At 70.0% G+C, this 26,968-nt stretch carries 21 protein-coding genes and 1 pseudogene; 18 read left to right on the forward strand and 4 right to left on the reverse strand.

Going from position 1 to position 26,968, the window contains the following annotated elements; genetic code table 11:
* From AC08OO_RS00740 to AC08OO_RS00750, 3 genes and pseudogenes are all read left to right on the forward strand, one after another.
* A pseudogene (locus AC08OO_RS00740) lies at nucleotides 1–367 on the forward strand (potassium-transporting ATPase subunit B); the annotation flags it as partial.
* Nucleotides 368–369: 2 nt separating this feature from the next.
* Nucleotides 370–1,266 carry a potassium-transporting ATPase subunit C gene (locus tag AC08OO_RS00745; RefSeq protein ID WP_011437669.1) on the forward strand — a complete coding sequence of 299 codons (897 nt, stop codon included), beginning with the start codon at nucleotides 370–372 and terminating at the stop codon, nucleotides 1,264–1,266.
* A 208-nt stretch (nucleotides 1,267–1,474) separates the two neighbouring features.
* Nucleotides 1,475–2,173 (forward strand): response regulator, encoded by a 699-nt coding sequence (locus AC08OO_RS00750; RefSeq protein WP_043591701.1) that lies wholly within the window; start codon nucleotides 1,475–1,477, stop codon nucleotides 2,171–2,173.
* Between the two features lie 67 nt (nucleotides 2,174–2,240).
* Here the strand turns inward: AC08OO_RS00750 and AC08OO_RS00755 are convergent, their stop codons facing one another.
* Nucleotides 2,241–4,805 (reverse strand): sensor histidine kinase, encoded by a 2,565-nt coding sequence (locus AC08OO_RS00755; protein ID WP_043591703.1) that lies wholly within the window; start codon nucleotides 4,803–4,805, stop codon nucleotides 2,241–2,243.
* 563 nt (nucleotides 4,806–5,368) lie between these two features.
* Here AC08OO_RS00755 and AC08OO_RS00760 point away from each other — a divergent pair.
* The 15 genes from AC08OO_RS00760 (at nucleotide 5,369) to AC08OO_RS00830 (ending at nucleotide 21,843) form a co-directional block, all read left to right on the forward strand.
* Nucleotides 5,369–6,991, forward strand: coding sequence for an AMP-binding protein (locus tag AC08OO_RS00760; RefSeq protein WP_476609186.1), 1,623 nt, complete (start codon nucleotides 5,369–5,371; stop codon nucleotides 6,989–6,991).
* Nucleotides 6,988–7,227 carry an acyl carrier protein gene (locus AC08OO_RS00765; RefSeq protein WP_011437665.1) on the forward strand — a complete coding sequence of 80 codons (240 nt, stop codon included), beginning with the start codon at nucleotides 6,988–6,990 and terminating at the stop codon, nucleotides 7,225–7,227. Before AC08OO_RS00760 ends, AC08OO_RS00765 begins: the two co-directional genes overlap by 4 nt.
* Nucleotides 7,224–8,165, forward strand: a complete 942-nt coding sequence (locus AC08OO_RS00770) for a transglutaminase-like domain-containing protein (RefSeq protein ID WP_476609187.1) — start codon at nucleotides 7,224–7,226, stop codon at nucleotides 8,163–8,165. The genes AC08OO_RS00765 and AC08OO_RS00770 overlap by 4 nt, the downstream gene beginning before the upstream one ends.
* Before the next feature lie 31 nt (nucleotides 8,166–8,196).
* Entirely contained in the window at nucleotides 8,197–9,315 is a 1,119-nt protein-coding gene (locus AC08OO_RS00775; RefSeq protein WP_476609188.1) for a ferritin-like domain-containing protein, read from the forward strand.
* Nucleotides 9,312–10,001 carry an SGNH/GDSL hydrolase family protein gene (locus AC08OO_RS00780; protein ID WP_476609189.1) on the forward strand — a complete coding sequence of 230 codons (690 nt, stop codon included), beginning with the start codon at nucleotides 9,312–9,314 and terminating at the stop codon, nucleotides 9,999–10,001. The genes AC08OO_RS00775 and AC08OO_RS00780 overlap by 4 nt, the downstream gene beginning before the upstream one ends.
* Nucleotides 9,998–12,208 (forward strand): iron-containing redox enzyme family protein, encoded by a 2,211-nt coding sequence (locus tag AC08OO_RS00785; protein ID WP_476609190.1) that lies wholly within the window; start codon nucleotides 9,998–10,000, stop codon nucleotides 12,206–12,208. Before AC08OO_RS00780 ends, AC08OO_RS00785 begins: the two co-directional genes overlap by 4 nt.
* Entirely contained in the window at nucleotides 12,205–13,353 is a 1,149-nt protein-coding gene (locus tag AC08OO_RS00790) for an acyl-CoA dehydrogenase family protein (RefSeq protein ID WP_476609191.1), read from the forward strand. The genes AC08OO_RS00785 and AC08OO_RS00790 overlap by 4 nt, the downstream gene beginning before the upstream one ends.
* A gap of 36 nt (nucleotides 13,354–13,389) precedes the next feature.
* Entirely contained in the window at nucleotides 13,390–14,682 is a 1,293-nt protein-coding gene (locus tag AC08OO_RS00795) for a lysine N(6)-hydroxylase/L-ornithine N(5)-oxygenase family protein (protein WP_476609192.1), read from the forward strand.
* Nucleotides 14,683–14,903: 221 nt separating this feature from the next.
* The gene (locus AC08OO_RS00800) at nucleotides 14,904–15,899 is read left to right on the forward strand and encodes an NAD(P)/FAD-dependent oxidoreductase (protein WP_476609193.1); all 996 of its coding nucleotides are present in this window, start codon (nucleotides 14,904–14,906) and stop codon (nucleotides 15,897–15,899) included.
* Nucleotides 15,896–17,884, forward strand: a complete 1,989-nt coding sequence (locus AC08OO_RS00805) for a class I tRNA ligase family protein (RefSeq protein WP_476609194.1) — start codon at nucleotides 15,896–15,898, stop codon at nucleotides 17,882–17,884. The genes AC08OO_RS00800 and AC08OO_RS00805 overlap by 4 nt, the downstream gene beginning before the upstream one ends.
* Entirely contained in the window at nucleotides 17,881–19,395 is a 1,515-nt protein-coding gene (locus AC08OO_RS00810) for an AMP-binding protein (protein WP_476609195.1), read from the forward strand. The genes AC08OO_RS00805 and AC08OO_RS00810 overlap by 4 nt, the downstream gene beginning before the upstream one ends.
* Nucleotides 19,385–19,708: an acyl carrier protein gene (locus AC08OO_RS00815; RefSeq protein WP_476618147.1), complete on the forward strand. Its 324-nt coding sequence runs from the start codon at nucleotides 19,385–19,387 to the stop codon at nucleotides 19,706–19,708. Before AC08OO_RS00810 ends, AC08OO_RS00815 begins: the two co-directional genes overlap by 11 nt.
* Before the next feature lie 3 nt (nucleotides 19,709–19,711).
* Entirely contained in the window at nucleotides 19,712–20,311 is a 600-nt protein-coding gene (locus tag AC08OO_RS00820; protein WP_476609197.1) for a GNAT family N-acetyltransferase, read from the forward strand.
* On the forward strand, nucleotides 20,308–21,324 hold the full coding sequence (locus AC08OO_RS00825; RefSeq protein WP_476609198.1) for a C45 family autoproteolytic acyltransferase/hydolase: 1,017 nt from the start codon (nucleotides 20,308–20,310) through the stop codon (nucleotides 21,322–21,324). Before AC08OO_RS00820 ends, AC08OO_RS00825 begins: the two co-directional genes overlap by 4 nt.
* Nucleotides 21,325–21,519: 195 nt before the next feature.
* Nucleotides 21,520–21,843, forward strand: a complete 324-nt coding sequence (locus AC08OO_RS00830) for a hypothetical protein (protein ID WP_476609199.1) — start codon at nucleotides 21,520–21,522, stop codon at nucleotides 21,841–21,843.
* A 250-nt stretch (nucleotides 21,844–22,093) separates the two neighbouring features.
* Here AC08OO_RS00830 and AC08OO_RS00835 read toward each other — a convergent pair whose 3' ends face one another.
* From AC08OO_RS00835 to AC08OO_RS00845, 3 genes are all read right to left on the reverse strand, one after another.
* Nucleotides 22,094–23,590: an ArnT family glycosyltransferase gene (locus tag AC08OO_RS00835; RefSeq protein ID WP_476609200.1), complete on the reverse strand. Its 1,497-nt coding sequence runs from the start codon at nucleotides 23,588–23,590 to the stop codon at nucleotides 22,094–22,096.
* An 89-nt stretch (nucleotides 23,591–23,679) separates the two neighbouring features.
* Nucleotides 23,680–24,672, reverse strand: coding sequence for a glycoside hydrolase family 26 protein (locus tag AC08OO_RS00840; protein WP_476609201.1), 993 nt, complete (start codon nucleotides 24,670–24,672; stop codon nucleotides 23,680–23,682).
* A gap of 145 nt (nucleotides 24,673–24,817) precedes the next feature.
* Nucleotides 24,818–26,968 (reverse strand): acyltransferase family protein (locus AC08OO_RS00845; RefSeq protein WP_476618148.1); only part of this gene is annotated, 2,151 nt, incomplete at its 5' end.

Here is a 26,968-nt window from a genome sequence, read left to right on the forward strand (position 1 = left end):
CGAGATCGGGAAGCAGCTGCTCATCACCCGCGGGGCGCTGACCACCTTCTCGATCGCCAACGACATCGCCAAGTACTTCGCGATCATCCCGGCGATGTTCGCGGCGATCTACCCCGGGCTGGACGCGCTCAACCTCATGCGGCTGCACAGCCCGCAGTCGGCGATCCTCTCCGCCGTCATCTTCAACGCGCTCGTCATCGTCGCCCTGATCCCGCTGGCGCTGCGCGGCGTCCGTTACACCCCGTCCAGCGCGTCGGCGATGCTGCGTCGCAACCTCTACATCTACGGCGTCGGCGGTCTGATCATCCCGTTCGTCGGGATCAAACTCATCGACCTTGTCATCCAGTTCATCCCGGGAGCCCGGTAACCATGCCTGCGACCCGACTTCCCTCCTTCGTGCGGCAGCACCTCGCCGCCTTCCGCGCACTGCTCGTGCTGACCGTGCTGACCGGCATCGCCTATCCGCTGGTCATCACGGCCATCGCGCAGCTTCCCGGGCTGAAGGATAAGGCGAACGGCTCGTTCGTCACGAACGCCAGCGGCCAGATCGTCGGCTCAGCCGAGATCGGCCAACTGTTCACCGACGACAAGGGCAACCCGATTCCCAAATACTTCCAGTCCCGCCCCTCGGCGGCCGGCGACGGGTACGACCCGACGTCGACGTCCGCGTCCAACCTCGGCCCGGAAAACATCGTCGACAGTTTCGACGACCCGGCCACCAAGGACGAGGACGAAAGCAGCCAGAGCCTGCTCACCCAGGTCTGCGCCCGCAGCAAGGCCATCGGTGACCTGGAAGGGGTCGACGGCCGGCGTCCCTTCTGCACCGCGAACGGCGTCGGCGCGGTCCTGTCGGTGTTCCGGACCGGCGGCACCACCGGACCGGTCACCCGGGTCGTCAGCATCAACGAGGAGTGCCCGGCCGCGCCCTTCGTCGCCACGTACCAAGGCGTCAAGGTCGAGTGCGCCAGGTTCGGCGAGGACTACTCGGCCGGCGTCACTGCGCCGGTCAAGGGGCCGGGTAAGGGCACGGACAACCCGGTCCCGCCGGACGCGGTCACCGCTTCCGGCAGCGGCCTCGACCCCGACATCTCCCCGGCCTACGCCTACCTGCAGGTGAACCGGGTCGCGAAGGAACGCGGTCTCGACCCGGCCACGGTCCACGCGCTGGTCCACGACCACGAAGACGGTCGGGCGCTGGGCTTCATGGGCGAACCCACGGTCAACGTCCTCACCCTGAACCTGGCCCTCGACAGGACGACCAGGTAGCTGGACTGGCCCGGGTGACGCTGGCCCGGGGGCGGTGCGCAGGACCCGTCCCGCGCACCGCCCACTGCGGCCGGGGCACTTTCCCAGACAAACTCCCGGGTCGAAGCTATGGACGGAACGCTCAGCCCCGAGGACACCCCGGCGGAGGCCTCACGATGGTTCGCACCCTGCCCGCCGTACCGCTCGGTTCACTGCCGGGAGACGACGCGTGACCAGCGTACTCGTGGTGGACGACGACCCACGGCTGCTCCGCGCGCTACACATCACCCTGCGCGCCCGCGGCTACCAGGTCACCGTCGCCGCGGACGGAAGCCGCGCGCTCGCCGCCGCCGCCGAACACGAACCCGACATCATCCTGCTCGACCTCGGGCTTCCCGACCTCGACGGCGTTGACGTCATCCACGCCCTGCGCGGCTGGACCGCCGCCCCGGTCATCGTGCTCTCCGGACGCGCCGGCAGCAGCGATAAGATCGCAGCGTTGGACGCCGGTGCCGACGACTACGTCACCAAGCCCTTCCGGGTCGACGAACTGCTCGCCCGGCTGCGCGCCGTCGTCCGGCGCACCCCGCCGCCCACCGAACCGCTCACCGTCGCCCTGGGCGACTATCTGATCGACCTCGACGCACGGCGCGTCACCCGCAAACCCGACAGCGCCCGCCCGGACGGCCCCGCCGAGGTCCGGCTCACCCCCACGGAATGGCACCTGCTCGACGTCCTGGTCCGCCACCCCGAAAAGCTACTGACCCACCGGGATCTGCTGCCCCGGGCCGGCGGGCCCGCACCCAAGGAGCAGAGCCACTACCTGCGCCAGTACATCGGCCGGCTGCGCCACAAACTTGAACTCAACCCGGCACAGCCCCGCCACCTCATCACCGAGCCAGGCATGGGCTACCGGTTCCAACCATGACCTTGTTATCCAGTCATGACCTTGTTGTCAAACTATGACCTCGTTGTCTGTTGACCGTCCCGCGATCTCAGGCCGCACCGTCCGCCGGCTGGGTAGAATCGCCGACCGTCGCGACCGGCAGCGCTACCACCATGGTCAGGCCCCCGCCGGGGGTGTCCTCCGGTGTCAGGGTGCCGCCCATCGCCTCCGTCAGGCCTCGGGAGAGCGCGAGGCCCAGCCCGATGCCGCTGGCGTTGTCGGTGTCGCCCAGCCGCTGGAACGGCGTGAACGCCTGGTCACGGTCCTCCGCGGGCAGTCCAGGCCCGCGGTCGATGACCCGCAGCTGGATCCGGTCGCGCAACGCACTGGCGGTGATCAGCGGGGGCTGGCCCGGGGGTGAGTAGCGGGCCGCGTTGGACAGCAGGTTGGCGATCACCCGTTCCAGCAGCGCCGGGTCGGCGTAGGCCAGCGGAAGGTCGTCCGGGACCGTCACAGCCACGTCGCGAGCCGCCGGGCCCAGGTCGCGCAGCACGCCGGGAATCACGTCGTCGAGCCCGACCGGGGCGGGGAACACGCTCAGGCGTCCAGCCTGCAACCGGCTCATGTCGAGCAGGTTCTCCACCAGCCGGGCCAGGTGGTCCAACGCTTCCTCAGCGGTGGCGAGCAGTTCCGCCTGCTCCTCGGCGCTCCACTCGACCTCGTTGCCGCGCAGGTTCGCGACTGCCGCCGAGGCCGTGGCGAGCGGGCTGCGCAGGTCGTGGCTGACGGCAGTGAGCAGGGCGCGGCGGGTGCGGTCCGCTTCGGCGAGTGGCCCGGCTTCCGCTGCCACCTGGGCCAGCCGTCGCTGTTCGAGGGCGACCGCGGCCTGCGCGGCGAAGGCGGTGAGTACCCGGCGGTCCGCCGCGGGCAGCGGCCGGCCCCGCAGGACCAACGTCAGGTTCTCGCTGACCGGTACCTCCGTGTCGGCCTCGTCCGGCCGCAGGCATGGGTCGGGCCCGGCGCTGTCGACCACCCGCCAGCCGTGGCGGTCTGCCTTGCGGGCGCCGTTCTGACCGCCCTCGGCCGCGCGTTCGAGCAGGGCGACCGAGGTCAGCCCGAACGTCTCCCGCACCTGCGTGAGCAGCGCCGGCAGCGCCTGCTCGCCGCGCAGCACGCTCCCGGCCAGGGTCGAGAGCATCTCCGCCTCCGCGGTGGCGCGTACCGCCTGGCTGGTCCGCCGGGCGGCCAGGTCGACCACGCTGCTCACCATCACCGCAACCGCCAGGAACGCCAGGAGCGCGAGAACGTTGTTACTCTCAGCGACGATGAAGCGGTGTACTGGTTGGATGAAGTAGTAGTTCAGCAGCAGCAAGCCGCCGACCGCGGCCAGCAGTGCCGGCAGCAGGCCGCCCACCAGCGCCACAGCGACCACCACGATCAGGAACCCCAGCACGTTGCTGGTCAGGTTGAGACCGGTCCGCTGGTGCGTCAACGCAAGGGTCAGCAGCGGCAGCAGCACGACCGCGGCCAGGACACCGGCAAGCCGCCGCCGGAGGGTCAGCCCACGGGCCCGGCGGGGCAGCAGCCGCCCCTTGCCCACCTCCTCATGGGTGACCAGGTGCACGTCGATCGGCCCGGACAGTTTCGTTGTCGTGACGCCGATACCAGGGTCGATCATGTGGGCCAGCCGGCCGCGCCGGCTCGCGCCTAGCACGAGCTGGGTCGCGTTCTCCGCTCGGGCGAATTCAAGCAGCGCGATGGGAATGTCGTCCCCGACCACCTGGTGGTAGCTGCCGCCCAGGCTCTCCACCAACACCCGCTGCCGGGCCAGGTGCGCGGGCGACGCACCGGCCAGGCCATCGGATCGGGTGACGTGGACCGCGAGCAGGTCCGCACCCTTGGCGCGATCCGCGATCCGCGCCGCCCGGCGGATCAGCGTGTCGCCCTCAGGGCCGCCGGTCAGTGCGACAACCACCCGCTCCCGCGTCTCCCAGATGCCGGAGATCTGGTGCTCGGTGCGGTAGTGATCGAGCTGTTCGTCCACCTTGTCGGCCAGCCACAGCAGCGCCAACTCCCGCAGCGCGGTCAGATTGCCGACCCGGAAGTAGTTGCCCAGCGCGGCGTCGACCTTGTCCGGGCCGTAGATGTTGCCGTGGACCATCCGCCGCCGCAGCGCCTCCGGTGTCATATCGACCAGTTCGACCTGTTCGGCGGCGCGTACCACTGCGTCCGGCACGGTCTCCCGCTGCGGGACTCCGGTGATCCTTTCCACGACGTCGTTGAGTGACTCCAGATGTTGGATGTTCAATGTCGACAGCACGTCGATGCCCGCGTTCAACAGCTCGTGGACGTCCTGCCAGCGCTTGGCGTTCCGGCACCCCGGGACGGTCGTGTGCGCCAGCTCGTCGACGAGCACCACCGCTGGCGCGCGGGCCAGGATCGCATCCACGTCCATCTCGGTAAAGGTGGCACCGTGGTAGGAGACCGTGCGGCGGGGCATGATTTCCAATCCGTCCAGCAACGCGGCGGTCCGCGGTCGCCCATGGGTCTCCACCAGCCCGACCACGACGTCCGTTCCGCGTGCCTTGCGCCGCTGAGCCTCACAGAGCATGTCGTAGGTCTTGCCCACCCCGGGCGCCGCGCCGAGGTAGATCCGCAGTCTGCCGCTCGCCATACGTCCCAGTTTCCGCGTACGAGCCGCCGCTCACGAGCCTGCGGGGCGATACGTGACCAGCTGATCGAGGCAGTCGGAGCGGGCTGCGCGATCCACACCGGCGGCAACCTCACGCTACGTGGGCCAGCCGACGCCCTCGTTCTCCGCGCGCTGGTCACGGCCACCGCCGCCGCCTGAAGATCACGTACGGCATAATGGACACCAAGGCCATCAGGCCGAGCGCGAACGGGTACCCGAACTCCCAGGGCCGCGCAGAGATCGCGCTACGTTGTGATCGGTGACGGCTTGTAGCCGTGCTGTGAGGTGGCTCGCGGCGCCCTGGGTGACACGGCGCGAGCGAAGCGCCGCTTTCCCCACGCGTACCCGACACGGGTCGCGCACACCAGATCCGCACACCCAGATACCGGTTCAAGGAACACGGCAAAGATCGTCGAAATCGAACGATTGATTGAAGATTAGTAACCTTCTTGCGCTCTGACGTAACTTGTGTTTCGCTTCCATTGATTCCGTCAATCTCCCGATTTGGGGCATTATTTCGTTTATTCGGGCAAGGGGGAGACCTGGTGAGCGCGCTCTGGGATGCGGTAGGCACCAACGCCCGCCCGAAGACGGCACTGCACCTGCCGTTCGAGGGACGATCCGTACCCGTCACGCAACTGCTGGCCGACGCCGAGCGGACGGCAACAGTGATCGCCGGCCGGCGTCGCGTCGGCATCCTGATGGCCAACGGCGAACCCTGGCTGCGCGGGCTGCTCGCGTGCTTCCGGATCGGGGCTGCCGCGGTGCCCATCGCCCTCCCCGTGGCGTTCGGGAGCAGCGAGGGCTACCAGAAGCACCTGCGCCGCGTCATCGAGGACGCCGAGCTGGAGACCCTGCTGGTGGACGGCCAGAGCGCGCACCTGCTCAGCCGGCTCGGAACGTTGCCGAACGTCCGGCTGGACGACATCACGGAGGTACCCGAGATCACGGAGGTACCCGAGCCGGCCGGGCCGGTCGGTGAGAACCCGGCCGACGAGTTCGCGGTGATCCAGTACACCTCCGGTAGCACCTCGGCGCCCAAGGGCGTCGCGCTGACCGCCGGCACCATCCTGGCCGGCCTGGCGGCCATAGCCGACGGCCTGGGCCTGACCGAGACCGACGAGATCGGCATCTGGCTGCCGCTGTTCCACGACATGGGCCTGTTCGGCATGCTCGCGCACCTGGCCAGGGGCTGCTCGGTCAACCTCTGGCGCACCACCGACTTCCTCCGGGACACCCGCGGGTGGCTGGCTGGCGCGGCGGCGTCCGGCGCCAGCGTGCTGCCCATGCCCAACTTCGCCTATCAGCGCATGGTCGACGCGGTCGAAGCCGGCGGCGCTCCCGACGGACTCGATCTGTCCGGGTGGCGGGCCGCCTGCAACGGCGCCGAGCCCGTGCAGTGGTCGACGCTGGAGGCATTCAACCGGGTGTTCGGCCCGTACGGGTTCCGGCCCGAGGCGATGCTTCCGTGCTACGGCATGGCCGAAGCCACGCTCGTCGTCAGCTGGGCGAAGCCGAAGGACCTGCCGTGGCACCTCACCGTCGACCGGTTCGCCCTCGCGCCGGGCGACGAGGTCGCCCGCGTCGCCCCGGAGGCCGACAACGCCCGTGAGGTCGTCGCCTGCGGTTCGGCGGCGCCGGGCATCGCCTTCCGGATCGACGCCCCGGGTGCCGGTCAGGTCGGCGAGGTCCAGATCCGTGGCGCGGCCGTGATGGGCGGCTACCTCGGGCTGCCCGCCGACCAACAGCCCTTCACCTCCGACGGCTGGTTGCGCACAGGCGACCTCGGGTTCGAGGCCGAGGGCGAGCTGTTCCTGGTCGGCCGCCTCAAGGACATGGCAATCATCCGCGGTCAGAACTACTACGCCGAAGACGTTGAGCAGATCGCGTGCCGCGTCCAGGGTTTCGACGTCCGGGCCTGCGCCGCCCTCCAGGCCAGGGACGGCGGCTTCGAGCACCTCGCGGTCCTCGTCGAGACGCCGCTCGAGGGTGCGGAGGCCGCCGCTCTGACGAGTGCCGTCGAGGCGGCCATCTCCGCTGAGCTCGGCCCCGGGGTGGCGTTCGTGCACCCCGTGCCCGTCCGCTCCATCCCGCACACCAGCTCCGGCAAGGTTCGCCGCCAAGCCGCCAGGGACCTCTACCAGAAGACCGTGAAGGACGCCTCATGAGTATGCAGACCGTCGAGGACGCGGTGGCCACCGCCCTGGCCAACCGGCTGCAGATGGACAAGGCCGACATCGACCTGGATCTCCCCATGCACCTGCTACCGAAGATCGAGTCGGTGGTGATCCTCAGCGTGGTGGTGGATCTCGAGGACGCACTGAGTGTGGCGATTCCCGACGACGTCCCGTTCGCGGCAGTTACCGCGCGTGACCTTGCCGAGCTCATCAAGGAACTCATGTGAGACTCCGCTTCGAGCCGACCCCGCCGGACCTGGCCGTCTTCGACACCACCCTCGCCGACGCAGCCACCGTGCTGTGCACCGACGAAGCCGGGATCGTCGCGCTCGGCCTGCGGCAGGTCGACGGCCTGCTCGACTACACCGACGTCGCCAACGCGGCGCTGCACTCCGGCACCGGCACCACGGTGCCCGAACTGGCCAGGCGGCTGCTCATGCGGTTCGTGGCGGCCGAGCCGGACAGCTGGTTCGTGCCCCTGGACTGGACGGTTGCGGTACACCGGGCACCCACCGGTGAGACCTTCCAGGTGGCGATCCCGGATCTGGACGCCGAGGGCGTCGAGCTCCTGGACGACCCGGCTGCCGATCTGCCGCGGCCGGTCGTCGCCGAGGGTTATCAGGTCGATCCGTACCAGGTGCGCGTCCGGCTCACCGGCGAGCGTTTCGACATCGCCGACCGCCGGATCCGCGCGGCGTTCGACGACGTCCTCGGTGCCTTCGACAGCGGCGCGGTGCGCTATCAGGCGATCGCCGAGCCGCTGCGCACCGACCACCGACGGTCCTGGGATCTGGGTGTCGCCGACTGCGTCGTGGCGGGGAGGGTCCTCGCCGACCGGCTGCGGGCCGAAGGATTCCAGGCGCGGGCCCGCCGCGGCTTCCTGCTGGGCCTCGTCGGCAACGATCACGGCTGGTGCGAGGTCCACCTCGACGGTCAGTGGCGCGCCCTGGACCCGGCGTTCGCCTACCTCGCGGCCGAGCATGGCCGGGACGGCGGGGCGGAGTTCCGGGCGGCCTGCCGTGGCAGCCGGTTCAACCGCCTGCTGCCGTGCGCCGTGGCCGAGTCGGCCGCGCTGTTCCTGCGGCCGGACGGCACGCCGCCTGCGGCGTGGGCCTTCGGGGCCGTGTCCTCACGTCTTCGGCGCGCTGTCGTCAGCCGAGCCTGAAGAGATCTGAAGAGACCTGAAGAGAGTGGTCATGAAGTCAGGCACGATGGCGAAGCTGGCTGGTGGCTGGGCCGTTCCGCTCGGCGGGGACGCGCTGTTCACCTGGGACTACGACGCCGGCACCGAGCAGATGCTGAACCTGTACTCCCGCGGCAAGCAGCGCCAGTGGGACGCCGAGACGCAGCTGGACTGGAGCCACGACGTCGACCCGGACAACCCGCTCGGCCTGCCCGACGAGTTCATCTGGATCGCCGGGACGCGGGTGTGGGAGCGCCTGCCGGAGGCGGAGCGGACCACCGTCCGCCAGCACATAGCCGGGTGGCTCTATTCCCAGTTTCTACACGGTGAGCAGGGCGGCCTGGTGTGCTCGGCGAAGGTCGTCCAGGCCGTGCCGGACATCGCCTCGAAGTTCTACGCCGCCACGCAGGTGATGGACGAGGCCAGGCACGTCGAGGCGTACCAGCGCATGCTGCAGGCAAAGATCAAAGTGCACTACCCGATCTCCACCGGTCTGCGCGGCCTGCTTGAGGCGATCATCGGTGACAGCCGATGGGACATCACCTACCTCGGCATGCAGGTGATGATCGAGGGCCTGGCGCTGGCGGCGTTCAGCATCCAGCGCGACCGGATGCGCGATCCGCTGGCGCAGGCGCTCAACGCCTACGTGCTGCAGGACGAGGCGCGTCATGTCGCGTTCGGACGGTTGGCACTGCGCGACTACTACAGTCAGCTCAGCACCGCCGAACTGCGTGAGCGGGAGGATTTCGCGGTCGAGGCGTGCTGGGTGCTCAAGGACCGGTTCGTCGGCGAGGAGATGTGGCGCAAACTCGACTACGGCGCCGAAGAATGCATCGCGCTGGCCAACCGCTCGCCCGCCCAGCGCGAATTCCGGCGCCGGGTGTTCACCCGGATTGTCCCAACGCTGAAGGACATCAACCTGTTCGGCCCCAGGATGCAGGAGAGCCTGCGTGAGCTGGGCGTCCTCGGGTTCAGCCGGGTCGACGGGGCCGAGATAAGCGCCGAGGACGAGCGGATCGCCGACGAAATCGCCAGGCTGGAGTTTGCCACTCGGCAGCGGGAAGTGTCCGCGGTCATAGCCGTCGGCGCCGGGTCCGACGACGGCGACGACGACTGCGAGGACGAGGGATGACCGAACTGACCGAGGACACCGACCCGTACGTCATCTCCACCGAAGCCGGTGTGGAGCTGCTGGCGGGCGCGCCGTGGAAGCGGATCGCGGTGATCGGTGACAGCATCTCGACCGGAATACGCGAAGCTGTGCCCGGCTACCAGGATCTGTCCTGGGTGGACCGGATCAGTGCCGTGCTGCACCGCATTCACCCTGACCTCGACGAGATTCGGCTGGCCAAACGCGATCTGACGCTGACCGAAATCCGCCAGACGCAGTTGCAGCCGGCCCTGGATTTCAGGCCCGACCTGGTGTTCCTCTCCGGCGGCGGCAACGACTTCATCAGGCCGGGCTTCGATCCGGTCACCGTGCGCGCCGAGCTGACCGAGATCGTTTCCAGGGTCAGGATGACCGGTGCCGACATCCTCACCATCGGGATGCTCGATATCAGCCAGGCGGGCATCGTCTCCGAGAAGTACGGGGAGATGTTCGGCAAGGCGACCAGGATCGTCACCCGGATCACGCGGGAGGTGTCCCAGGAGTACGGCGCGATCTTCGTCTCGTTCACCGACCATCCGCTCTGCGCCGACGCGGGCATCTACTGCAGCGACAGGCTGCACCTCAACTGCCGCGGCCAGGCGTTCGAGGCCACCGGGAAGATGCACGGACTCGCCGCTCACCTGGCCGCGAGGAGCAAAGCCGCATGACCGACCTGACGACTTCGCTGCCGCTGGGACCGTTCGAGTGCAGCCCGGCCGCAGCCGCCGAGGCAGCCGCGGCCGTGGCCGGGCCGCCGGCCGCCCTGTACCGCCAGCTGCTGGTCGAGCAGGAGTCCGAGGCGACGCTGGTGGCCGCCCGCCGGGTGCTCGCCGCGTTCCTGCCGGACAGTGCTTCCCTGGCCAGGGAAGCCGGTCTGGCCAGGGAGGCCGGTCCGGACCGGGAGCAGGTGCTCGCCGAGCTGGCCGGCTCCCGCGTGGCGATTGCGGGGGTCGCCGCTCGGCTTCGCACCGCTTCGGCCGAGACTGTGGCCGCGGTGCTGCGGCAGCGTGCCCCGCTCGCGCTGATCGAAGGCTGCTGGCTGGACACCGTGTCGCAGCCAGCAACCCAACCCGCCGTGATCGTCAACCGGCTGGGCGTCGAGCAGCTGGAGTTGCTGGGTCGTGGCGTGGCCGAGCGCACCCTGGCCCATCAGCGCCGCCGGCTGCTGGCGGAGCACGGCGTGGTGCTCCCTGACCTGGCAGCCACCGACTTCCTGACCGCGGCGCAGGCCCGGCCGCTCACCGTGGTGACGGCAGCCTTCTACCTGTCGCTGTCCCGGCTGCCGGCCAGTTTCCTGCCCGAGGTGGTCGGCGTGCACTGCGCCTTCCGGGCACTGGGCACCGACGCCGCACTATCCGGTGTGGACGGCCTATCCGGTGTGGACGGCCTATCCGGTGTGGACGGACCTGGGTACGGTCCGGCGCCGCTGCTGGCGGAGTATCTGGCGCTTACCGAGCGGTCGCCTACCGGCCCGGCCGACCGGGCGCGGCTGCTCGCGGCGATCCAGCTCGTCGTGCGTCTGGAGAGCGCGCACGTGGCGATGCTCGACGAGCTCGCGAGCTGGCACCAGGGCCTGTCACTCGACGCCAGAGTGGCGCTGATCGTCGCCAGGCACGCACCGTACGCGGGCCGCCAGCACCACAAGGTGCAGATCTCCGGTACCCCGCTACGCGACCTGTTCGCCGACCCGGTGTTCGACGCCGCGGCGTTCATCCGTCAGCTCCGCTCCTCCAGCCAGCTGAAGCCGTTGCGGGCCGGCGGTTGCCGCTTCACCAGGGCGATCACGTTCGGTGGGCCGATGTTCGGAATCTTCGACGCGGCCGAAGCGCGCACGATCGAGCGGTGGGCGGCCGCTGTTGCCGCGGGTGAGGAACCCGGCGCCGACCTGGCTGCCTGCACCGCCGGCGACGAGGGTGCCGCTGCCTGGCAGCACGCGCTCGTGGCCGGCGACCCCGGCGACGTCCTCGCGGCCGAGCCGCCGGCTCTCGACGAGCGCCAGTTCCTGTACCGCCTGGTCAACGTCGAGCGGTTCCCCAGCGTGCTGGCTGCCGCCCGCAGCCGCGTCGAGCGGGTGCTCGCCCAGGCCGAGGGGATGTTCGAGCTGGGAGCCGCCGGACGCTACACCGACGCCAGCTGGTTCGACTACAGCCCCGAGGCGCTGTGGGAGCGGGTGGACACCCTCTACTGGACGAAGCTCGTCGAGCCCTTCCGGCCGCTGACCGACATCCCGTCCAGGAAGAACGTGATCAACAACCAGAAGCGGTTCGCGCTGGGCAACCTCGTCGATGGCGCCTGCATGCACCGGATCGGCAACACCGGCCGCTTCCACCGCCCCAGCGACGGGCCGCTGTTCGCCATCTACGCCGACGAGATGGGCCGCGGCGACATCGCCAAGAACCACATCACGCTGATCCACCAGGCCCTGGCCAGCATGGACATCCACCTGCCGCACCCGCGCTCGGAGGAGTTCCTCACCCAGGCCGAGCTGCCCGACCTGACCTACCCGTACGCCACCTACCAGCTCAGCCTGGCGCTGTTCCCGGACTCCCGCTACGAGGAGATCCTCGGCTACAGCCTGGGGATAGAGATGTTCGGCCTCGGCGAGCTGCGGCTGCACGAGATGGAGAAGATGCGCCACCACCGTTTCGACATCGCCTACGAGGCGGCGCATCTGTCCATCGACAACGTCTCGGCCGGCCACGCCCGCCAGGCGACCGACCTGATCGTCGGCTACCTCGACCACGTCGGCCGCACTGCCGGCCCGGTTGCCGTCGAGCGAGCCTGGCAGCGGGTGTGGCGCGGCTACGCCTCGTTCGCGTTCTTCGTCGAGCCGCAGTTGGCCAGGCGCCTGATGGCAGGGCGGGCCGCCGCATGAGCCTGGACCCGGAGCTGGTGGCGCTGCCGTTCTACGAGCAGCCACACCGCGAGCTGGCCGAGGCGCTCGGCAGGTTCTGGGACACCCGCGCCGATCTGGCGGCGGCAGCCCGGACCGGCGCGCCGGCGAAGTACGGCGCCCGCGTGCTGCGCGAGCTGGGGGCCGCGGGGCTGCTGGAGCCCGCCGACCTGCGCAGCCTGTGTCTGACGAGGGAAGCCCTGGCCTACACCGAGGACCTGGCCGACTTCGCGTTCTCGATCCAGGTCCTGGCCGCCTGGCCGATCCAGCGCCACGGCACCGACGAGCAGAAGCGGCGCTGGCTGCCCGGCATGGCCCGCGGCGAGCTGGCAGGTGCGTTCGCGCTGTCGGAGGAGCAGGCCGGCTCGGACGTCGCCGCGCTCGCCCTGCGCGCCGTGCCGGACGGCGCGCAGTACGTCCTGGGTGGGAACAAGATGTGGATCGCCGGCGCCGCGGGCGCCGACGTCTTCTGCGTGGTGGCCCGCACCGGTGACGGCCCGGCCGCGCTGGGCCTGACCGCGCTGCTCGTCCCGGCCGGCACCCCGGGCCTGCGGATCGAGCCGATCGACATGGTGGCCGAACGCGACATCGCCCGGCTGGAGTTCGACGGCTGCCGGGTCCCGGCCGACGCCGTCCTGGGCCCCCGCGGCGGCGGGTTTGTCGTGGCCATGGAGCTGCTCGAACGGTTCCGCCTCACCGTCGGCGCCGCGGCGCTCGGCTTCGCCCGCCGGGCCGCCGACGCCGCTTTGGCCAGGGCCAGGGAACGGGCCGCGTACGGCAGGCGGCTGTTCGACCTGCCGACGGTGAAGGCCAGCTTCGCCGATGTCGAGGTACGGCTGAACGCCGCCGCCCTCCTGGTGGCCAGGGCCGCCTGGGAGGCCGACCGGGGCGCCCCGCTGGCCAGGCACTCCAGCATCGCGAAGCTGTACGCCACCGAGGCCGCCCAGCAGGTCGTGGACGCGGCCGTGCAGGTCTACGGCGCGGCCGGGCTGGTGCACGACAGCCTGCCGGAGCGGCTGTACCGGCAGATCCGGTCGCTGCGGATCTACGAGGGCGCCTCCGAGGTGCTGCGCCTCGCCATCGCTGACGCCCTGGGCCCGCGCGGCCGGTTTCACGAGCGAATGTAAGTTCGTCTGTCCGAACGCTGAAAGCGAGCTCTTCTCATGGGGAGTAAGTCTCCGCGGTACCGCTGTGTCGGAATCGGGGCCGGACCGGCCAACCTGAGCCTGGCAGCCCTGTTGCACGGTGACCCAGGGATGCCGAACCTGGTCATCGACAGGAAGGCGGAATTCACCTGGCACGACGATCAGCTCATCCCTGGAGCGACCCTCCAGGTGTCCTTGTTCAAGGACCTTGTGAGCCTGTCCGACCCGACCAGTCCATTCTCGTTCATAGCCTATCTCCACGACCGCGGGCGAATCTACCACTACCTCAACGCACAGTTCGAAAAAGTGCCCCGCGAGGAGTTCCGTAACTACCTCGGCTGGGCCTGCAGCCGCAACGAGAACGTTGTGTTCGGCGAGGAGGCGCAGGCCGTCGACTTCACCGGCGACGCGTTTGTCGTGCAGACCGACAAGCGCGCTCTCCTCGCCGACAACGTGGTGGTCGGCGTCGGCACCGTGCCGTGGGTGCCGATGTTCGCCCGCCCGCACCTGGGCAGCACTCAGTTCCACGTCAGCGAGTTCAGGTCGAAAGCCGTCCGCCTGCGCGACAAGCGGGTGGCGGTGATCGGCGGCGGCCAGTCCGGCGCCGAGGCGTTCCTCGACCTGATCTCCCGGCCCGACAGCGAACTGCCGCACCGGGTGTCGTGGCTGTCCCGCCGGCGCAACTACTTCCCGATCGACGACTCGCCGTTCACCAACGAGTTCTACATGCCCTGCCACTCCGACTACTTTGCCGAGCTCGACCTGGCCGTACGGGCCGACTTCAACAGCCAGCAGGTGCTGACCAGCGACGGCATCTCCGAGTCCACCGCCCGGGAAATCTATCAGCAGATCTACGTCCACCGGTTCATCACGGGCGCCCCGCAGCTCACCGGGCTCTACCCCAACCGCGAGGTGGTCAGCGTCGAGGCGTGCTCGCCGGACGGCTGGAGCATCTCCGTCCAGCACAACGACCTGGCCGGCGGCCTGGAGATCTTCGAGGCCGAAGTGATCATCTGGGCCACCGGGTTCCAGCCGGCCCGGATGGACTTCCTGGCACCCCTGGAGCAACGCCTGGCGCGGGAGGACGACGAGTATCAGGTGGACGCCGACTTCGCCGCCAACTGGGACGGCCCGGCCGACCGGAACCTGTTCCTGCAAAATGCCGTCCGCACGCAGCGCGGCCTCGCCGACCCGAACCTCAGCCTCACCGCTTGGCGCAGCCAGCGGATCGTCGACCGGATCCGCGGCGTCCGGAGCAGGGGACAGGAGCCGGCGTTCGTCGAGTGGTCACCCAAGACAGGGGCCCGCTAATGGGCCAAAGGGCGTGCGATTATGGCGAAGCTGCACGCCCGGAGGCCTTTCTTTCCGGAACGATCCTGGGCCAAAGGGCGTGCGATTATGGCGAAGCTGCACGCCCGGAGGCCTTTCTTTCCGGGAAAATCCTGGGCCAAAGGGCGTGCGATTATGGCGAAGCTGCACGCCCGGAGGCCTTTCTTTCCGGGAAAATCCTGGGCCAAAGGACGTGCGATCATGTGGACGCCGACGTCGTGGTGGTCGGTGCCGGAGTGGTCGGCTGCCTGGTGGCCACCGAGGCACTGGCCCGCGCGCCCCACCGGCGGGTGACGGTGATCGACAGGGGACTGGTTGGCGGCGGAGTGTCCCGGTTCTCCGCCGGCCTGCACTTCCCGCGCGGTGCCACCCCACGGGTGCGGGCGCTGGCCGCCTACAGCCATCGCTGGTACGAGGACCTGCGCCGGCGAGACCCACAGGTGCCGATCCACCCGGTGGGCCTGACCGTGGTCAGCACCGACGAAGCCGCCGTCCGGGAGCACTACCTCCCCGAAGCGCGGCTGCGTCCGGCCGACCAGGGCTGGGAGGGCGACGGCGCCCACTACGCCGACGTTGGAGCGCTCACCCAACTCCTGGCCGCTCGGCTCCGCGACCGCGCGGCGTTTCGGGAGGGCACCGCGGTCACCGCGGTGGGGTCCGCACCGGACGGCGTCGTCCTCACGCTGAGCACGGGTGCCCGGCTCACCGCCGGCCGCGTCGTGCTGGCACCGGGTCCCTGGCTGGCCTGGCCGGAGCTGCTTGCCCCGCTCGGCGTCCGGATCAAGAAAGTAGTCGCCCTGCACATCGAACGACCCGCCACCCCTCGCGACCGCACGACCGTCTTCCACGACGAGGACGCGTTCCTGCTACCGCTGGCCCACCGCGGCCACTGGCTGTTCAGCTACACCTCACCCGACTGGGACGTCACCCCGGACGCGCTGACCGGGGGGCTGTCCGCCGACGACCTCGACCGCGGCCGGGCGATCCTGGAGCGCTACGCCCCGAAGCTCAGCCCGTACTGTGTCTCCGGCCGCGTGTTCTGCGACGCCTACAGCCCCGACCGTACGCCGATCGTGCGCCCGGTCACCGCCGACGGCCGGGTGCTGTTCGCCGGCGCGGCGGGCGGTTCCGGCTACCGGCTGGCCCCCGCGATCGCAGCGGCGGCCGCCGACCTGCTCGACGAGAAGGACACCGCATGATCATCGACCGCTTTGGCGCCGCCGCGCTCTCCGAAGCATTCGGGATCGACATGGTCTCGGTCGACGGGCTGGGCACCGGCGCCGCCTGGGGCCGGGTCGCACCGGGCGTCGCCTCGGCGCACCACCGGCACGACGAAACCGAGCTGATCGTCATCGTCGCCGGCCGCGGCGAGTTCGTCGTGGGCTCCGAACGCCACCCGGTCGCGCCGGGCACCGTCGTCCTGTTCGAGCCGTTCGAGGCTCACGTCGTGGAGAACACCGGGGATCAGGATCTGGTCTTCCTCACCCAGTACTGGCGCGACGGCGCCCGCGCGGTGTCCTCGGCCACCCCAGTGACCAGCGAGCACGGCGACCGCCCGGTGTTCGTCTTCTCGACGCCGCCCACCCCCAACGGCGACCTCCACCTCGGCCACCTCTCCGGCCCGTATCTGGGTGCCGACGCCTACGTCCGGTTCCAACGGATGAACGGCGCCAACATCTGGCACCTGACCGGCAGCGACGACTTCCAGTCCTACGTGGTCGACTGCGCTCGCCGGGAAGGCAGGTCGAACGCCGAAACGGCCGCGCACTACAGCGCCGAGATCGCGGAAACCCTGCGCCTGATGGACATCCCGCTCGACCAGTACACCGTCACAAACGCCGACCCCAGCTATGTCCCCGCGCTGAAGGACTTCTTCACCAGGCTGGTCGGCTCCGGCGCGATCGCCCCGAGCGACGGCCCCGCGCTGTTCGACCCGAAAACCGGCCAATACCTCTACGAGGTCGACGTCCGCGGCGGCTGCCCCGGCTGCGGTGAGATCACCGGCGGCAACATCTGCGAGGAGTGCGGCGAGCCGAACACCGTGGTCGACCTGGCCGATCCGGTCGCCAAGCCCTCCGGCGAGGCACCCACTGCCGGCACGGTCCGCCGCTACGTGCTGCCGCTGCATGAGTACGCGGGCACGGTGCTCGACCATCACCGCCGGGGCCGCGTCCCGGCCCGGCTACGGGAGCTCGCCGCACGACTGTTCCGCCGGGAGCGGGTCGACATCCCGGTCAGCCACCCCAGCGACTGGGGCATCACCCCGCACGAGGCGAACGGCGCCGGCCAGGTGATCTGGGTATGGCCGGAGATGGCCTTCGGCTTCCTGCACGGCATCCAGAAGCTCGGCGAGCGCACCGGCCGCGACTGGACGGCCGCCGAGCCGACCGACGACTGGAAGATCGTCCACTTCTTCGGCTACGACAACAGCTTCTACCACGCGATTCTCTACCCGGTGCTCTACCAGCTCGCCCTGCCCGGCTGGACGCCGGACATCGACTACCACGTCAACGAGTTCTTCCTCTACGACGGCCTGAAGTTCTCCACCGGCCGCCGGCACGCCATCTGGGGCAAGCAGATCCTCGACGCCGGCAGCGTGGACGCCGTGCGCTATTTCCTCGCCCGCAGCCGCCCCGAGGCGCAGCGAACGAACTTCGAGCTCGACGCCTACGAGCACACACTCGCGACCACCCTGATCGGTACCTGGCAGGCCTGGCTGAACGACCTCGGCCAGCACGTGGCCGACCACTACGACGGGGTGGCTCCCGACGCCGGCAACTGGACCCCCGAGCACGCCGGGTTCCTCGGCCAGCTCGCTGCCCGGCTCGGGGCGCTCACCGCCAGCCTGCGGCCCGGCGGGTTCTCGCTCAACCAGGCCGCCGCCGAACTGGACGCCCTGGTGGCCGACGCGCTCCGGTTCAGCCGCCGGGAACGCGTGCTGGCGCGGGCCGGCGGCATGCCGGACGAGGTGCGCACGGCCACCGCACTGGAGCTGGCCGCCGCCGCACTGCTCGCGCACGGCGCCGCGCCGGTCATGCCGCGCTTCGCCGTCCGGCTGGCCGAAGCCCTCGGCCAGCCGGCGCCCGACCAGTGGCCCAGCACGGTCGAGCTGATCCCGCCGGGCAGCAAGGTCACCCTCACCCACACCACGTTCTTCCGCCCGACCAGCAGGAGCCTGTCATGATCAACAAACTCCTGGCGTCCACCCCGGACCGCGGGACGCTGTACATCACCAGGCTGGCCGGCACCCGCGAGGTCCCGCTCGCCGAGGTCTGGCGACTGTCCGGCCTGGTCGCGGCCAGGCTGCGCGCCCGCGGCCTCGGCGCGGGCGACCGGATCGGCATCCTCGCCGCCAACAGCCTCGAGTGGGTGGTGCTCGACCTGGCCGCCCTGCGGCTCAAGGTCGAGACCGCCGGCCTGGAACCGGGCAAGTTCGCGCCTACCCGCGAACTCATGGACCGCTACGGCCTCTCCCTCCTGTTCACCGACCGGCCGTCCGACGAATCCGGTGTCGAGCAACTCGCGGCGTTGCTCGACGACCTGCTCGACGACCTGCTCGACGACCTGCCCGACGTGCCCCCGCCGCCGGTCAGGTACGCCCCCGACGAGGTCACCACGATCAAGTTCACCTCGGGAAGCACCGGCACGCCCAAGGGCCTGGGCGCCACCGTCGGCAGCATCGACAGCTCGCTGGACGCCGTCCAGGGCATGTTCGGCCACGGCCCCGGCGACAATCTGCTGGTGTTCCTGCCGCTGTCGTTGCTTCAGCAGCGCTACTGGGTGTATTCGGCTCTGCTGCACGGCCACGACGTCACGGTCTGCACCTACGAGGCGGCGTTTGTCGCACTCACCCAGGTACGGCCGACTGTCGTCATGGGTGTGCCCGGCTTCTTCGAAGGCGCCCGCAGCCAGATCGAGCGCCGCGCCCAGCGCACCGGCCGGGACCTCGCCGACGTGGCCCGCGACCTGTTCGGCGACCGCATCCGTTACCTCTGGACGGGCTCGGCGCCCGCCGATCCCGCCACCCTCGCGTTCTTCGACCGGCTCGGCCTGCCGATCTACGAGGGCTACGGCCTCAACGAGACGTGCATCGTGGCCAAGAACCACCCGGGCGCGCACCGGGAGGGCAGTGTAGGCCGGGTGCTGCCGGGCAAGCAGGTGCTCATCGACGATGACGGGGTGATCAGCGTCCGTGCCGAGTACCCGGTGAACGGGCGGTACGCCTACTGCGAGCCCGGCGACTCCGAGCGGGTCTTCGGCCCCGACGGCACCGTGCGCACCGGTGACCTCGGATACCTAGACGCCGACGGCTTCCTGTTCGTTCTCGGTCGTGCCGACGACACGATCGTGTTGGACAACGGTAAGAAGATCATCGTCAGGCAGATCGAGGAGCACCTGAAGGCCAGCCCGGCCATCGCGGAGTGCGTGCTCTACTGCCCGGCCCAGACCGAGCTGGTGGCGGTCGTCTCGCCGGCGTCGGTGCCGGCGGACACCGCCGCCATCTCCGCACAGCTCGCGGCCACCAACCGGGCGCTCGGCGGTGACCAGTACATCCACCGGGCCGTGGTGGCCGACGAGCCGTTCAGCATCGACAACGGCCTGCTCACATCTCAGTACAAACCCAAGCGGAAGCAGATCCGAGCGGTGTACCTGCGCCAGCTCGGCGACCCGAGGAAGGGACTCCATGCTGCCTGACTCCGTGCTGCCTGACTCTGTGCTGCCTGACTCTGTGCTGCCTGACTCTGTGCTGCCCGACATCGAGACCGCCGTCCGGGAGAACCTGGCCGCGGTGCTGACCATCGACATCGCCCCCGAGGACCTGGAGCCCGCTGCCGCCCTCACCGGTACCTACGGGCTGACCTCGCTGAACAAGGTCCTGTTCCTGACCTCGCTGTGCAGGGACACGGGCATCGACATGGCCCATTTCACCGAGGACGATCTGGCCGGGATGCATACCCTGCGTGACTGTGTGGAAATCCTGTCCCGGCACGCTCCAGCGGGGGCCTGACCGGTGGCCTGGCGCACGGACGGCCCGGCCGTCCTGGACAACGACCACGTCCGCCTCGCACCCGTCACCGAGGCCGACCGGGAAGCGCTGCGGGCGATCGCCTTCGACCCGGGCATCTGGCGGTACTTCGTCTCCCGAGTGGCATCCGACGCCGACTTCGAGGCATTCTTCGACGGCGCTCTCGCCGACCATCGGGCCGGCCGGCGATGTGTCTTCGTCGTCACCGACAAGCGCACCGGCCGGGTCGCGGGCGGCATGAGCTATGGCAACCTGTCCGAGCCGGACTCTCGGCTGGAGATCGGCTGGTCGTGGCTCGGCCGTGACTTCCGCGGCGCGGGGATCAACCGGTGGGCCAAGTTCCTGCTGCTGGAGCACGCCTTCGAGCGCCTGGGCGCGCTGCGGGTGGAGTTCAAGACCGATGTGTTGAACACCCAGGCCCGGCGCGGCCTGCGCAACATCGGCGCCGTTGAGGAGGGGGTGCTGCGCAGCTACAACCCCATGCCGGACGGGCGCCGCCGCGACGCGATCTACTACAGCGTGCTGGCCGAGGAATGGCCGATCGTGAAGAAGACGCTCGCCGAGCACCCGAAGGTGCGCCCGTGACCGTCCTGGTCAGAGCGGACGGGGAACCGTCGGAGCTGGGCAAGGCCCACGGGGCGGCGTTGGCGGGGCGGCTGCGGTCGTTCGTGGACGACCACGTCTGCCGGCTCGGCCGGCTGCTGCCCGACCCGGTGACGCTGGACGGGCTCCGTCCGACGATCGCCCGGTACCGTACGGAGATCGAGCACGCCACACCGCGGCTCGCGGCCGAGGTCGCCGGGCTCGCGTCCGGCGCGGGCCTGGACGAGGACGAGGCCTGGCTGCTCCAGCTTCGACGCGAGATCCTCGGCTACACCAAGATCCCCACCTCGGGTGACTGCACCACCTACGCGCGGGTCGTCGGCCCGCTGCTCGCCCAGACCGTCGACCTCAACGGCGACCTCGAAGACCAGATCGCCGTCCTCGACCTGGCTTCGCCGATCGGCCGTTCGCTCGTGCTGAGCTTCGGTGGCCTGCTCGGGTACCTCGGCCTCAACAGCCGCGGCCTCGCGGTCGGGCTCAACCTCGTCCTGGGTGGCGACTGGCGGGCAGGTCTGCCCCCGTACCTGGCGATCCGGCACCTGCTCGACACAGCGGCGAGCGTCGAGGAAGCACTCGACGTCCTCCGCGGCCTGCGGCTGGCCAGCTCCCGGTCGCTGACTCTCTGCGATGCCACCCAGGCGGTCTGGGTGGAGATCCTCGGTGACGAGCTACGGACCGTGCAAGCGCCGCAGACCGTCCACACCAACCACTTCCTCCATCCCGACTTCGTTCCCCACGACGAGATCAACGTGTTCGCCCGCAACTCCTCCGTCCGCCGGCTTGAGGCTGCCACGGCGGTGCTCGCGACCCTTGGGAAGGAGCCCGAGGAGCACCTCGCGTTGCTGTCCGCCCCACCCATCCGGGTGCCCGACAACGGCGACGTCCGGCGGGAGCGCACGGTCGCGGCAGCAGTCCTGTTACCGGAGCTCGGGGAGCTGCGGCTTCGGCCCGGCGACCCGGCCTTGTCCACTACTCGGACATTCCGGTTGAAGTAACAATCGTGGCGATGCTCCACCACGATGCTCCACCACGATGCTCCACCACGACGGACCACTCTTCCGCCGCTGTACCTACCTGCTGGAACAAGCGGTTCGTTAGCCGACCCTTCCATGATTTGGCGTCGCGGGAGGTGGAGAGGGTCGCTGCCGCGGGCATGGTCGTGAGCCGGTGACGTAGGTGAGGAGCCATCCGTGGTGACAGTCGGGGAGAAAATCGCTGTTGCGGGCGGGGGCGTTGACGTGCCGCCCGGGCCCGCCACGCCCCCACCGCTTGACCGGTTGCGCTCGCTGCACGCCGCGGGCCGCCTGGCCGGCGAGTACGACGTGGTGGCGGGCCTGCTGGCGGAGATCGCCGCCGAGGATAACGGCGGGGCCGATCTTGTCCGGGCCGGGCAGATCCTGAGCCGTCTCGATCCCGAAGAGGTCCTGGGAACAGACGGCGATATCGAGGCGGTCACAGTCGCGATCACGGGACATTCCACGATTGGCACGCGCTTCTTGGCGTATTCGTCGTGAAGCTCGGCGATGCCGGGCCCGCGGTAGAACAGATTCGATGTCATATCCGCTTCCTCGGTCGTTCGACCTGGTTGTCGTCGGTGGCTGCTAACTCCGTTAGCCGACGCTAGCCAACAACGTTGGTGACGGTCAAGGGGCGTGCGGAAGGTCACCGGTCCGGGGCGTCGCGGAGCAACAGCAGGTAGGGGCTACCGAGGGGGATGGCTCCGTGACCTCAGTGTTCGTCCCAGTGACCTCAACTCCAGGCCCGTCAATGGCGCATCCCCACTCGGCCCACACGGGCTGCGCCACCCGGCGTCTCGACGACCGGGACGACCCGGTAGATCGTCACCTTTGTCGGGCCGGCGCCGAACGAAGCCACCTTGACGCCATGGGCCAGCGCGCCGGCCAGCAGCGGGAGCCGGTGCAACGTCGCCGGTTCGGCCATCCAGGCGTCGAGGATGACGTAGTCGACGTCGCGCCAGCCGTTCGGGAGGCTCGCCCGTACGGCCTGATCGTTGATCTTCCAGTGCCAGATCGGCCTGGTACCTCCGCGTAGCAGGTCGAGCCACGCGTAATCGTTCGTGATCGTCACTCGGCCAGGGGGGACGTGGTCGAGGTACCAGGCGGACGCCTCCCGGCTCGGGAGACTGTCGTCCCGGGAGGCCGCGTCGACCAGGACCGGTCCCCACTGCCACGGCAGCACCGCCAGCCCGGCCACGACGACCGAGGCCACCGCCGCGAGGCGAAGACGGGCGGTTGTGGTGGCAGGCCCGGGCCGGGGATGAAGGTGGTCGGCCAACCCCGCTACGCAGAGTGCGGCGAACGGCAGCATACCGACGACGTACGGGTACGGCAGGTACCCCTCCCGGAGCAGGAGCAGTGCCTGGCTCACCAGCAGCACGCTCGGCACCCGAAGCCGAGGCACCAGCAGCCCGGCGACCGCCGCCACGAGGCCGGCGGCGAGCAGGACCGCATCGAGCCCGAGCCAGAAGCCGACCAGGTTCCACGCCGAACTGCCGCGGTCGAGCACACTGCCGCTGGACTGCCGGGTGAACAGCTGGAACTCGACCGACCGGCGCAACTGGTGCAGCTCGCCACGAGCGGCTGCGAACACCACGAACGCCCCGGGGCCCGCCACGGCCGCGGCGGCGAATCCGAGGTTCGCGGCGCGTAGGTTGCGCCGCCGGTGATTGATCCACACCATCAGGTAGACACCGGGCAGGAACACCAGAGCGGATTCCTTGGACCAGAACGCGACGCTTACCGCGAGTCCCGCCAGTACGGCAGTCCGCACTCGCCGTCTGGGCGCCGCAGCCATGACCAACGCCGCTAACAGCCACATCACCATGATGTTGTCGAGGAACACCATCCGCTGGGACCAGAGCGCCAGCGGTGACAGCGAGAACAGCGCGACGGCCGTCACCGCGTACGGTCGGCGCACGTCCAGCCGGCGGGCGAACAGGTAGACCAGGACACAGCTCGCGACGTGCACCCAGAGCATGAACTCGCGCGCGGCGCTCACGCCGGTAGCGCCGCGGCCGAAGGCGTCGGTCACCCAGGCGTACGCCGCGATCTGGGCCCAGCCGCCGAAAGGATGATCATACCAGTAGGTGTAGTGCGCCAGTCGGCCCCAGTACCGCAGGGCGTAGGCCTGCGCGGTATATGTGCCCTCGTCCTCGTTGAACCGGCCGGGCCAGCCATCGAGGTTCACCGCGTGGACCAGCGCACAGGCGACGACGGCTGCGCCCACGGCGAGAACGACCATGGTGCGACGGCTGCCGCGACGGCTGCCGCGACGGTGACGGGCCGCCGGACCCGGCTGGCCGGCCGACTCCGGAACGCTCCTCGCGGCGGTCAGCAGGCGACCCTCCCGGCGAGCAGGCTCGCCCGGAAGGCGGCGAGGTCGGCCTCCGAGTCGTCGTACCGCCAGTCACCCTTCACGCCGTCCTTGATGTTCATCGCCGTCCAGACGAACCCCACCACCTGGGGGTGACTCTGCAGCCAACTGCCGAACGAGGCGATCCAGCTGGTCTTGTACTGGTCCCGCTGGGCGCCCACCTCGGTCAGCAGGACCGGCTTGGTCGACAGCGTGGCCAGTTGGGCCATGGACGGGCCGTACGTCTGCGCGGCGGAGCTCTCCTGCACGCCGTACCCTGTCAGACCCATCAGGTCGACCCACTTGTCGCCGGGGTAGTACTCGGCCAGCGGCGTTCCCGACGTCCCGCGGAGCACGTTCGGCGACCACACCCACAGTGCGTTCGTGACGCCGGCGTCCCGGAAGAGGCCGACCACGTGCTGCCACGCCGCCACGAACAGCGCCGGGGTGTTCGAGCCGACCGACGCCCACGGGTACCAGTAGCCGTTCATCTCGTGGGCGAACCGGATCAGGACGGGGCGTCCGTACTTCTTCACTACCATCGCGATGGCCCGGTAGTGGTCATCCCACCGGCCCTCGATGGTCTTGTCGAGCGTGAAGTCGCTCTGGTTGACCCCCTTGTCCGGGTTCCACGGCTCGACCGTCACGATCGGTGTCACCGGCACCGCGCCGAGCACCGTCGGGTCCAGGCCATGGGTCACGGAGACGAAGAACTGGGCCATCGCCGGCGGGCAGGCCGTCGTGCGTGCAACCTCGCCCAGCGACGCCTGGCTGATGCCGGGCACCGTGACGCCGAACTGCGGACGGGTCCTGAACACGGTTTCGACGGCCGCCCGCGGCGGCGCCGAGCCGCCGCGGGCGGCGCCGCTCGGGGATGCGGGTTTCAGCGACGGGCCGTCGCCGGGGGAGCTGCAGGCGAAAACCAGTACGCTCGCCGCCATCATCAGGCAGACGGCAGACCGCCGTCGCATCAGCGCCTCCCCACCAGGTACCCCGGCCGTCTGGCTGGTACGTCCGCCGAACAATGCCTGAAAAGTGTACAGAAGTCCTGAAATGCGGCCATGGCGCATCTCGTTCGCGAGGCTACCCGGTGCCCGGATTCCACCGGGACCGAAGTCAGGAACGCGGTGTGCCCGCGGTCTGGCTTGACTGGAGCCGCGGTCCCCGCAACGGCAGCTGTACGCTGGTGACCAGCGCGTGTTCGAGCGCCGGCCCGAGCATGACCGCTGCCGTGTTCGTGATGTGGGAGTCGTCGCGGTACAGCAGTACGCTGCCCCGTACAGCCGGGCAGGGCCCGGTCCCCGGGCACAGGATGACGTTCAGGTCGACCGCGCTGACCGCTGGTTCGCGGCCCTCGACGACCGCCTGCAGCAGCGGGTCGCGGGGCAGTCCGGAATCCCGCGGGAACGAGCACGACCGCCAGTTGTCGATTGCGCCGGAAATACACGCCGGAATGTCTCCCGGTGGATTCGGGGTGTCGACGATGTAGACCAGCGGAGCACCCAGGGATGCGAGCCGTGCGATCGTGTTCCGCCATCCCGCCACAACCTTTTCTTCGTCGCCGGTGTACCGGTTGTACGTACTCAGGAAGATCGCGTCTGGCTTTGGTTCCGCGGCGAGCCGGCGAAACGTGTTCTCCCGCCAGGTGTCGCACTCGGTGAACTCCCGGCCGAGCTGCTCGCTGCGGACCGAGATGGCGGGTAACGGACAGCCGACCTTGGTCAGCACCTCCACCGACCAGTCGCTGCCGCGGGCCACGTGGTAGACCGCCCCGAACCACTGGGCGGCGTGCGAGTCCCCCAACAGGACCACCCGGCCGGTGGCGCCGTCGGTGTTCAGCTGGCAGGGCGGGCTCGTGGTCTGGCGGGGACTTGCCATGCAGCCGTCCGGAAGCCGCGGCAGGTCGTCGTACGCGGACCAGGGGGCGGGCGTCACCGGGCCGCTCAACAGGCCGCCGGGTTGGTCGAACGGGTCACGCACCACCGTGGCCGCGGGCAGGTGCGGCAGCACCGCCACCGCGTCCCGGTCACCGCCCCGCATCCGCTGCAACGCATCGGTGCCGACCAGCATGCCGGTGGCGGCCGGCAGCAACGTCGCGGTGACGGCGATCGCGAGGCCACGACGCCAGCCCGACGCCGCGACCGCCGAGAGCCGCACCGGACGCTCGACCAGCCGCACCGACAGCTCGGCCGGCACGGCGCAGGCCGCGACCACTGCCATGCGCGTCTGCCAGCTCAGGTCTCCCACCCGCGCCTCGACCAGGACGAGCATGGCCCAGTGCCACAGGTACAGGCTGTACGACCGGCTTCCGATGACGGTCAGCACCCTGGTCCCCAACAACCGGCCCGCACCCGCCCGGAGGCTGCGGTGTCCCGGGCGGACGCCGGTACCCGCCGCGATGACCGCTGCCGCGCCGAAGGTGGGCAACAAGGCCGCCGTGCCCGGGTAGACCGTCACGCTGTCGTAGCTGACGACGGCGGTCACCACCGCCACGCACCCCGCCCAGCCGAGCACGATCCTTAGCCCGGTGACGGTACGGCCGCGGTCGAGTCTGGCGAGCGTCGGCGCGGCGAAGGCGACCAGCGCACCGACGCCGAACTGCCACGCCCGGGTCGGCGAGCTCAGGTAGGCGACCGGCGTCTCCACCAGGGTCCAGTGCAGCGACAGCGTCAACGACAGGGCGACGAGCCCGAGCGTGACCGGGACCGCGACGGCGGCCAGCGACATCGTGACGCGCCGGGCGAACAGTACGACGAGCAGCAGGAGCAGCGGCCAGACGAGGTAGAACTGCTCCTCCACGCTGAGCGACCAGAAGTGCAGCACCGGACTGGGGTCCCGACCGCTGGCGAGGTAGTCGGTCTGGTTCGAGATGAACCGCCAGTTGACCAGGTAGACCGAGGCCGCCGCGACGTCGTGCACCGTCTCCGCCTGGCGCAGCGGCGGCATCGTCAGCCAGCTCGCCACGGTGACGAACACCAGGACGACGCAGGCCGCCGGCAGGATGCGCCTGGCCCGGCGCGCGTAGAATCCCGCCAGGCTTATCCGACCGGTGACCTCGGCCTCCCGCACGAGCAAGCTGGTGATGAGGAACCCCGAGACGACGAAGAACACGTCGACCCCGACGAACCCGCCAGCGGCGTGGGGGACCTGACCGTGGTAACACAGCACGGGCAGCACAGCCAGGGCGCGTAGCCCTTCGACGTCGGGGCGGAAGCCGAGCCGTTCCTCGATCCGCACCAGACCCGGGTGGGGTCGCCGCAGCGGCAC

The sequence above is a fragment of the Frankia sp. CeCAU1 genome, from assembly GCF_977971845.1.

Excerpts from the sequence above, each read along its gene's own strand:
- AC08OO_RS00840 (WP_476609201.1), bottom strand. The coding sequence starts at position 24,672 with ATGCGACGGCGGTCTGCCGTCTGCCTGATGATGGCGGCGAGCGTACTG.
- AC08OO_RS00795 (WP_476609192.1), top strand. The coding sequence starts at position 13,390 with ATGGGGAGTAAGTCTCCGCGGTACCGCTGTGTCGGAATCGGGGCCGGA.
- AC08OO_RS00810 (WP_476609195.1), top strand. The coding sequence starts at position 17,881 with ATGATCAACAAACTCCTGGCGTCCACCCCGGACCGCGGGACGCTGTAC.
- AC08OO_RS00745 (WP_011437669.1), top strand. The coding sequence starts at position 370 with ATGCCTGCGACCCGACTTCCCTCCTTCGTGCGGCAGCACCTCGCCGCC.
- AC08OO_RS00835 (WP_476609200.1), bottom strand. The coding sequence starts at position 23,590 with ATGGTCGTTCTCGCCGTGGGCGCAGCCGTCGTCGCCTGTGCGCTGGTC.
- AC08OO_RS00815 (WP_476618147.1), top strand. The coding sequence starts at position 19,385 with ATGCTGCCTGACTCCGTGCTGCCTGACTCTGTGCTGCCTGACTCTGTG.
- AC08OO_RS00755 (WP_043591703.1), bottom strand. The coding sequence starts at position 4,805 with ATGGCGAGCGGCAGACTGCGGATCTACCTCGGCGCGGCGCCCGGGGTG.
- AC08OO_RS00765 (WP_011437665.1), top strand. The coding sequence starts at position 6,988 with ATGAGTATGCAGACCGTCGAGGACGCGGTGGCCACCGCCCTGGCCAAC.
- AC08OO_RS00785 (WP_476609190.1), top strand. The coding sequence starts at position 9,998 with ATGACCGACCTGACGACTTCGCTGCCGCTGGGACCGTTCGAGTGCAGC.
- AC08OO_RS00775 (WP_476609188.1), top strand. The coding sequence starts at position 8,197 with ATGAAGTCAGGCACGATGGCGAAGCTGGCTGGTGGCTGGGCCGTTCCG.
- AC08OO_RS00790 (WP_476609191.1), top strand. The coding sequence starts at position 12,205 with ATGAGCCTGGACCCGGAGCTGGTGGCGCTGCCGTTCTACGAGCAGCCA.
- AC08OO_RS00805 (WP_476609194.1), top strand. The coding sequence starts at position 15,896 with ATGATCATCGACCGCTTTGGCGCCGCCGCGCTCTCCGAAGCATTCGGG.
- AC08OO_RS00780 (WP_476609189.1), top strand. The coding sequence starts at position 9,312 with ATGACCGAACTGACCGAGGACACCGACCCGTACGTCATCTCCACCGAA.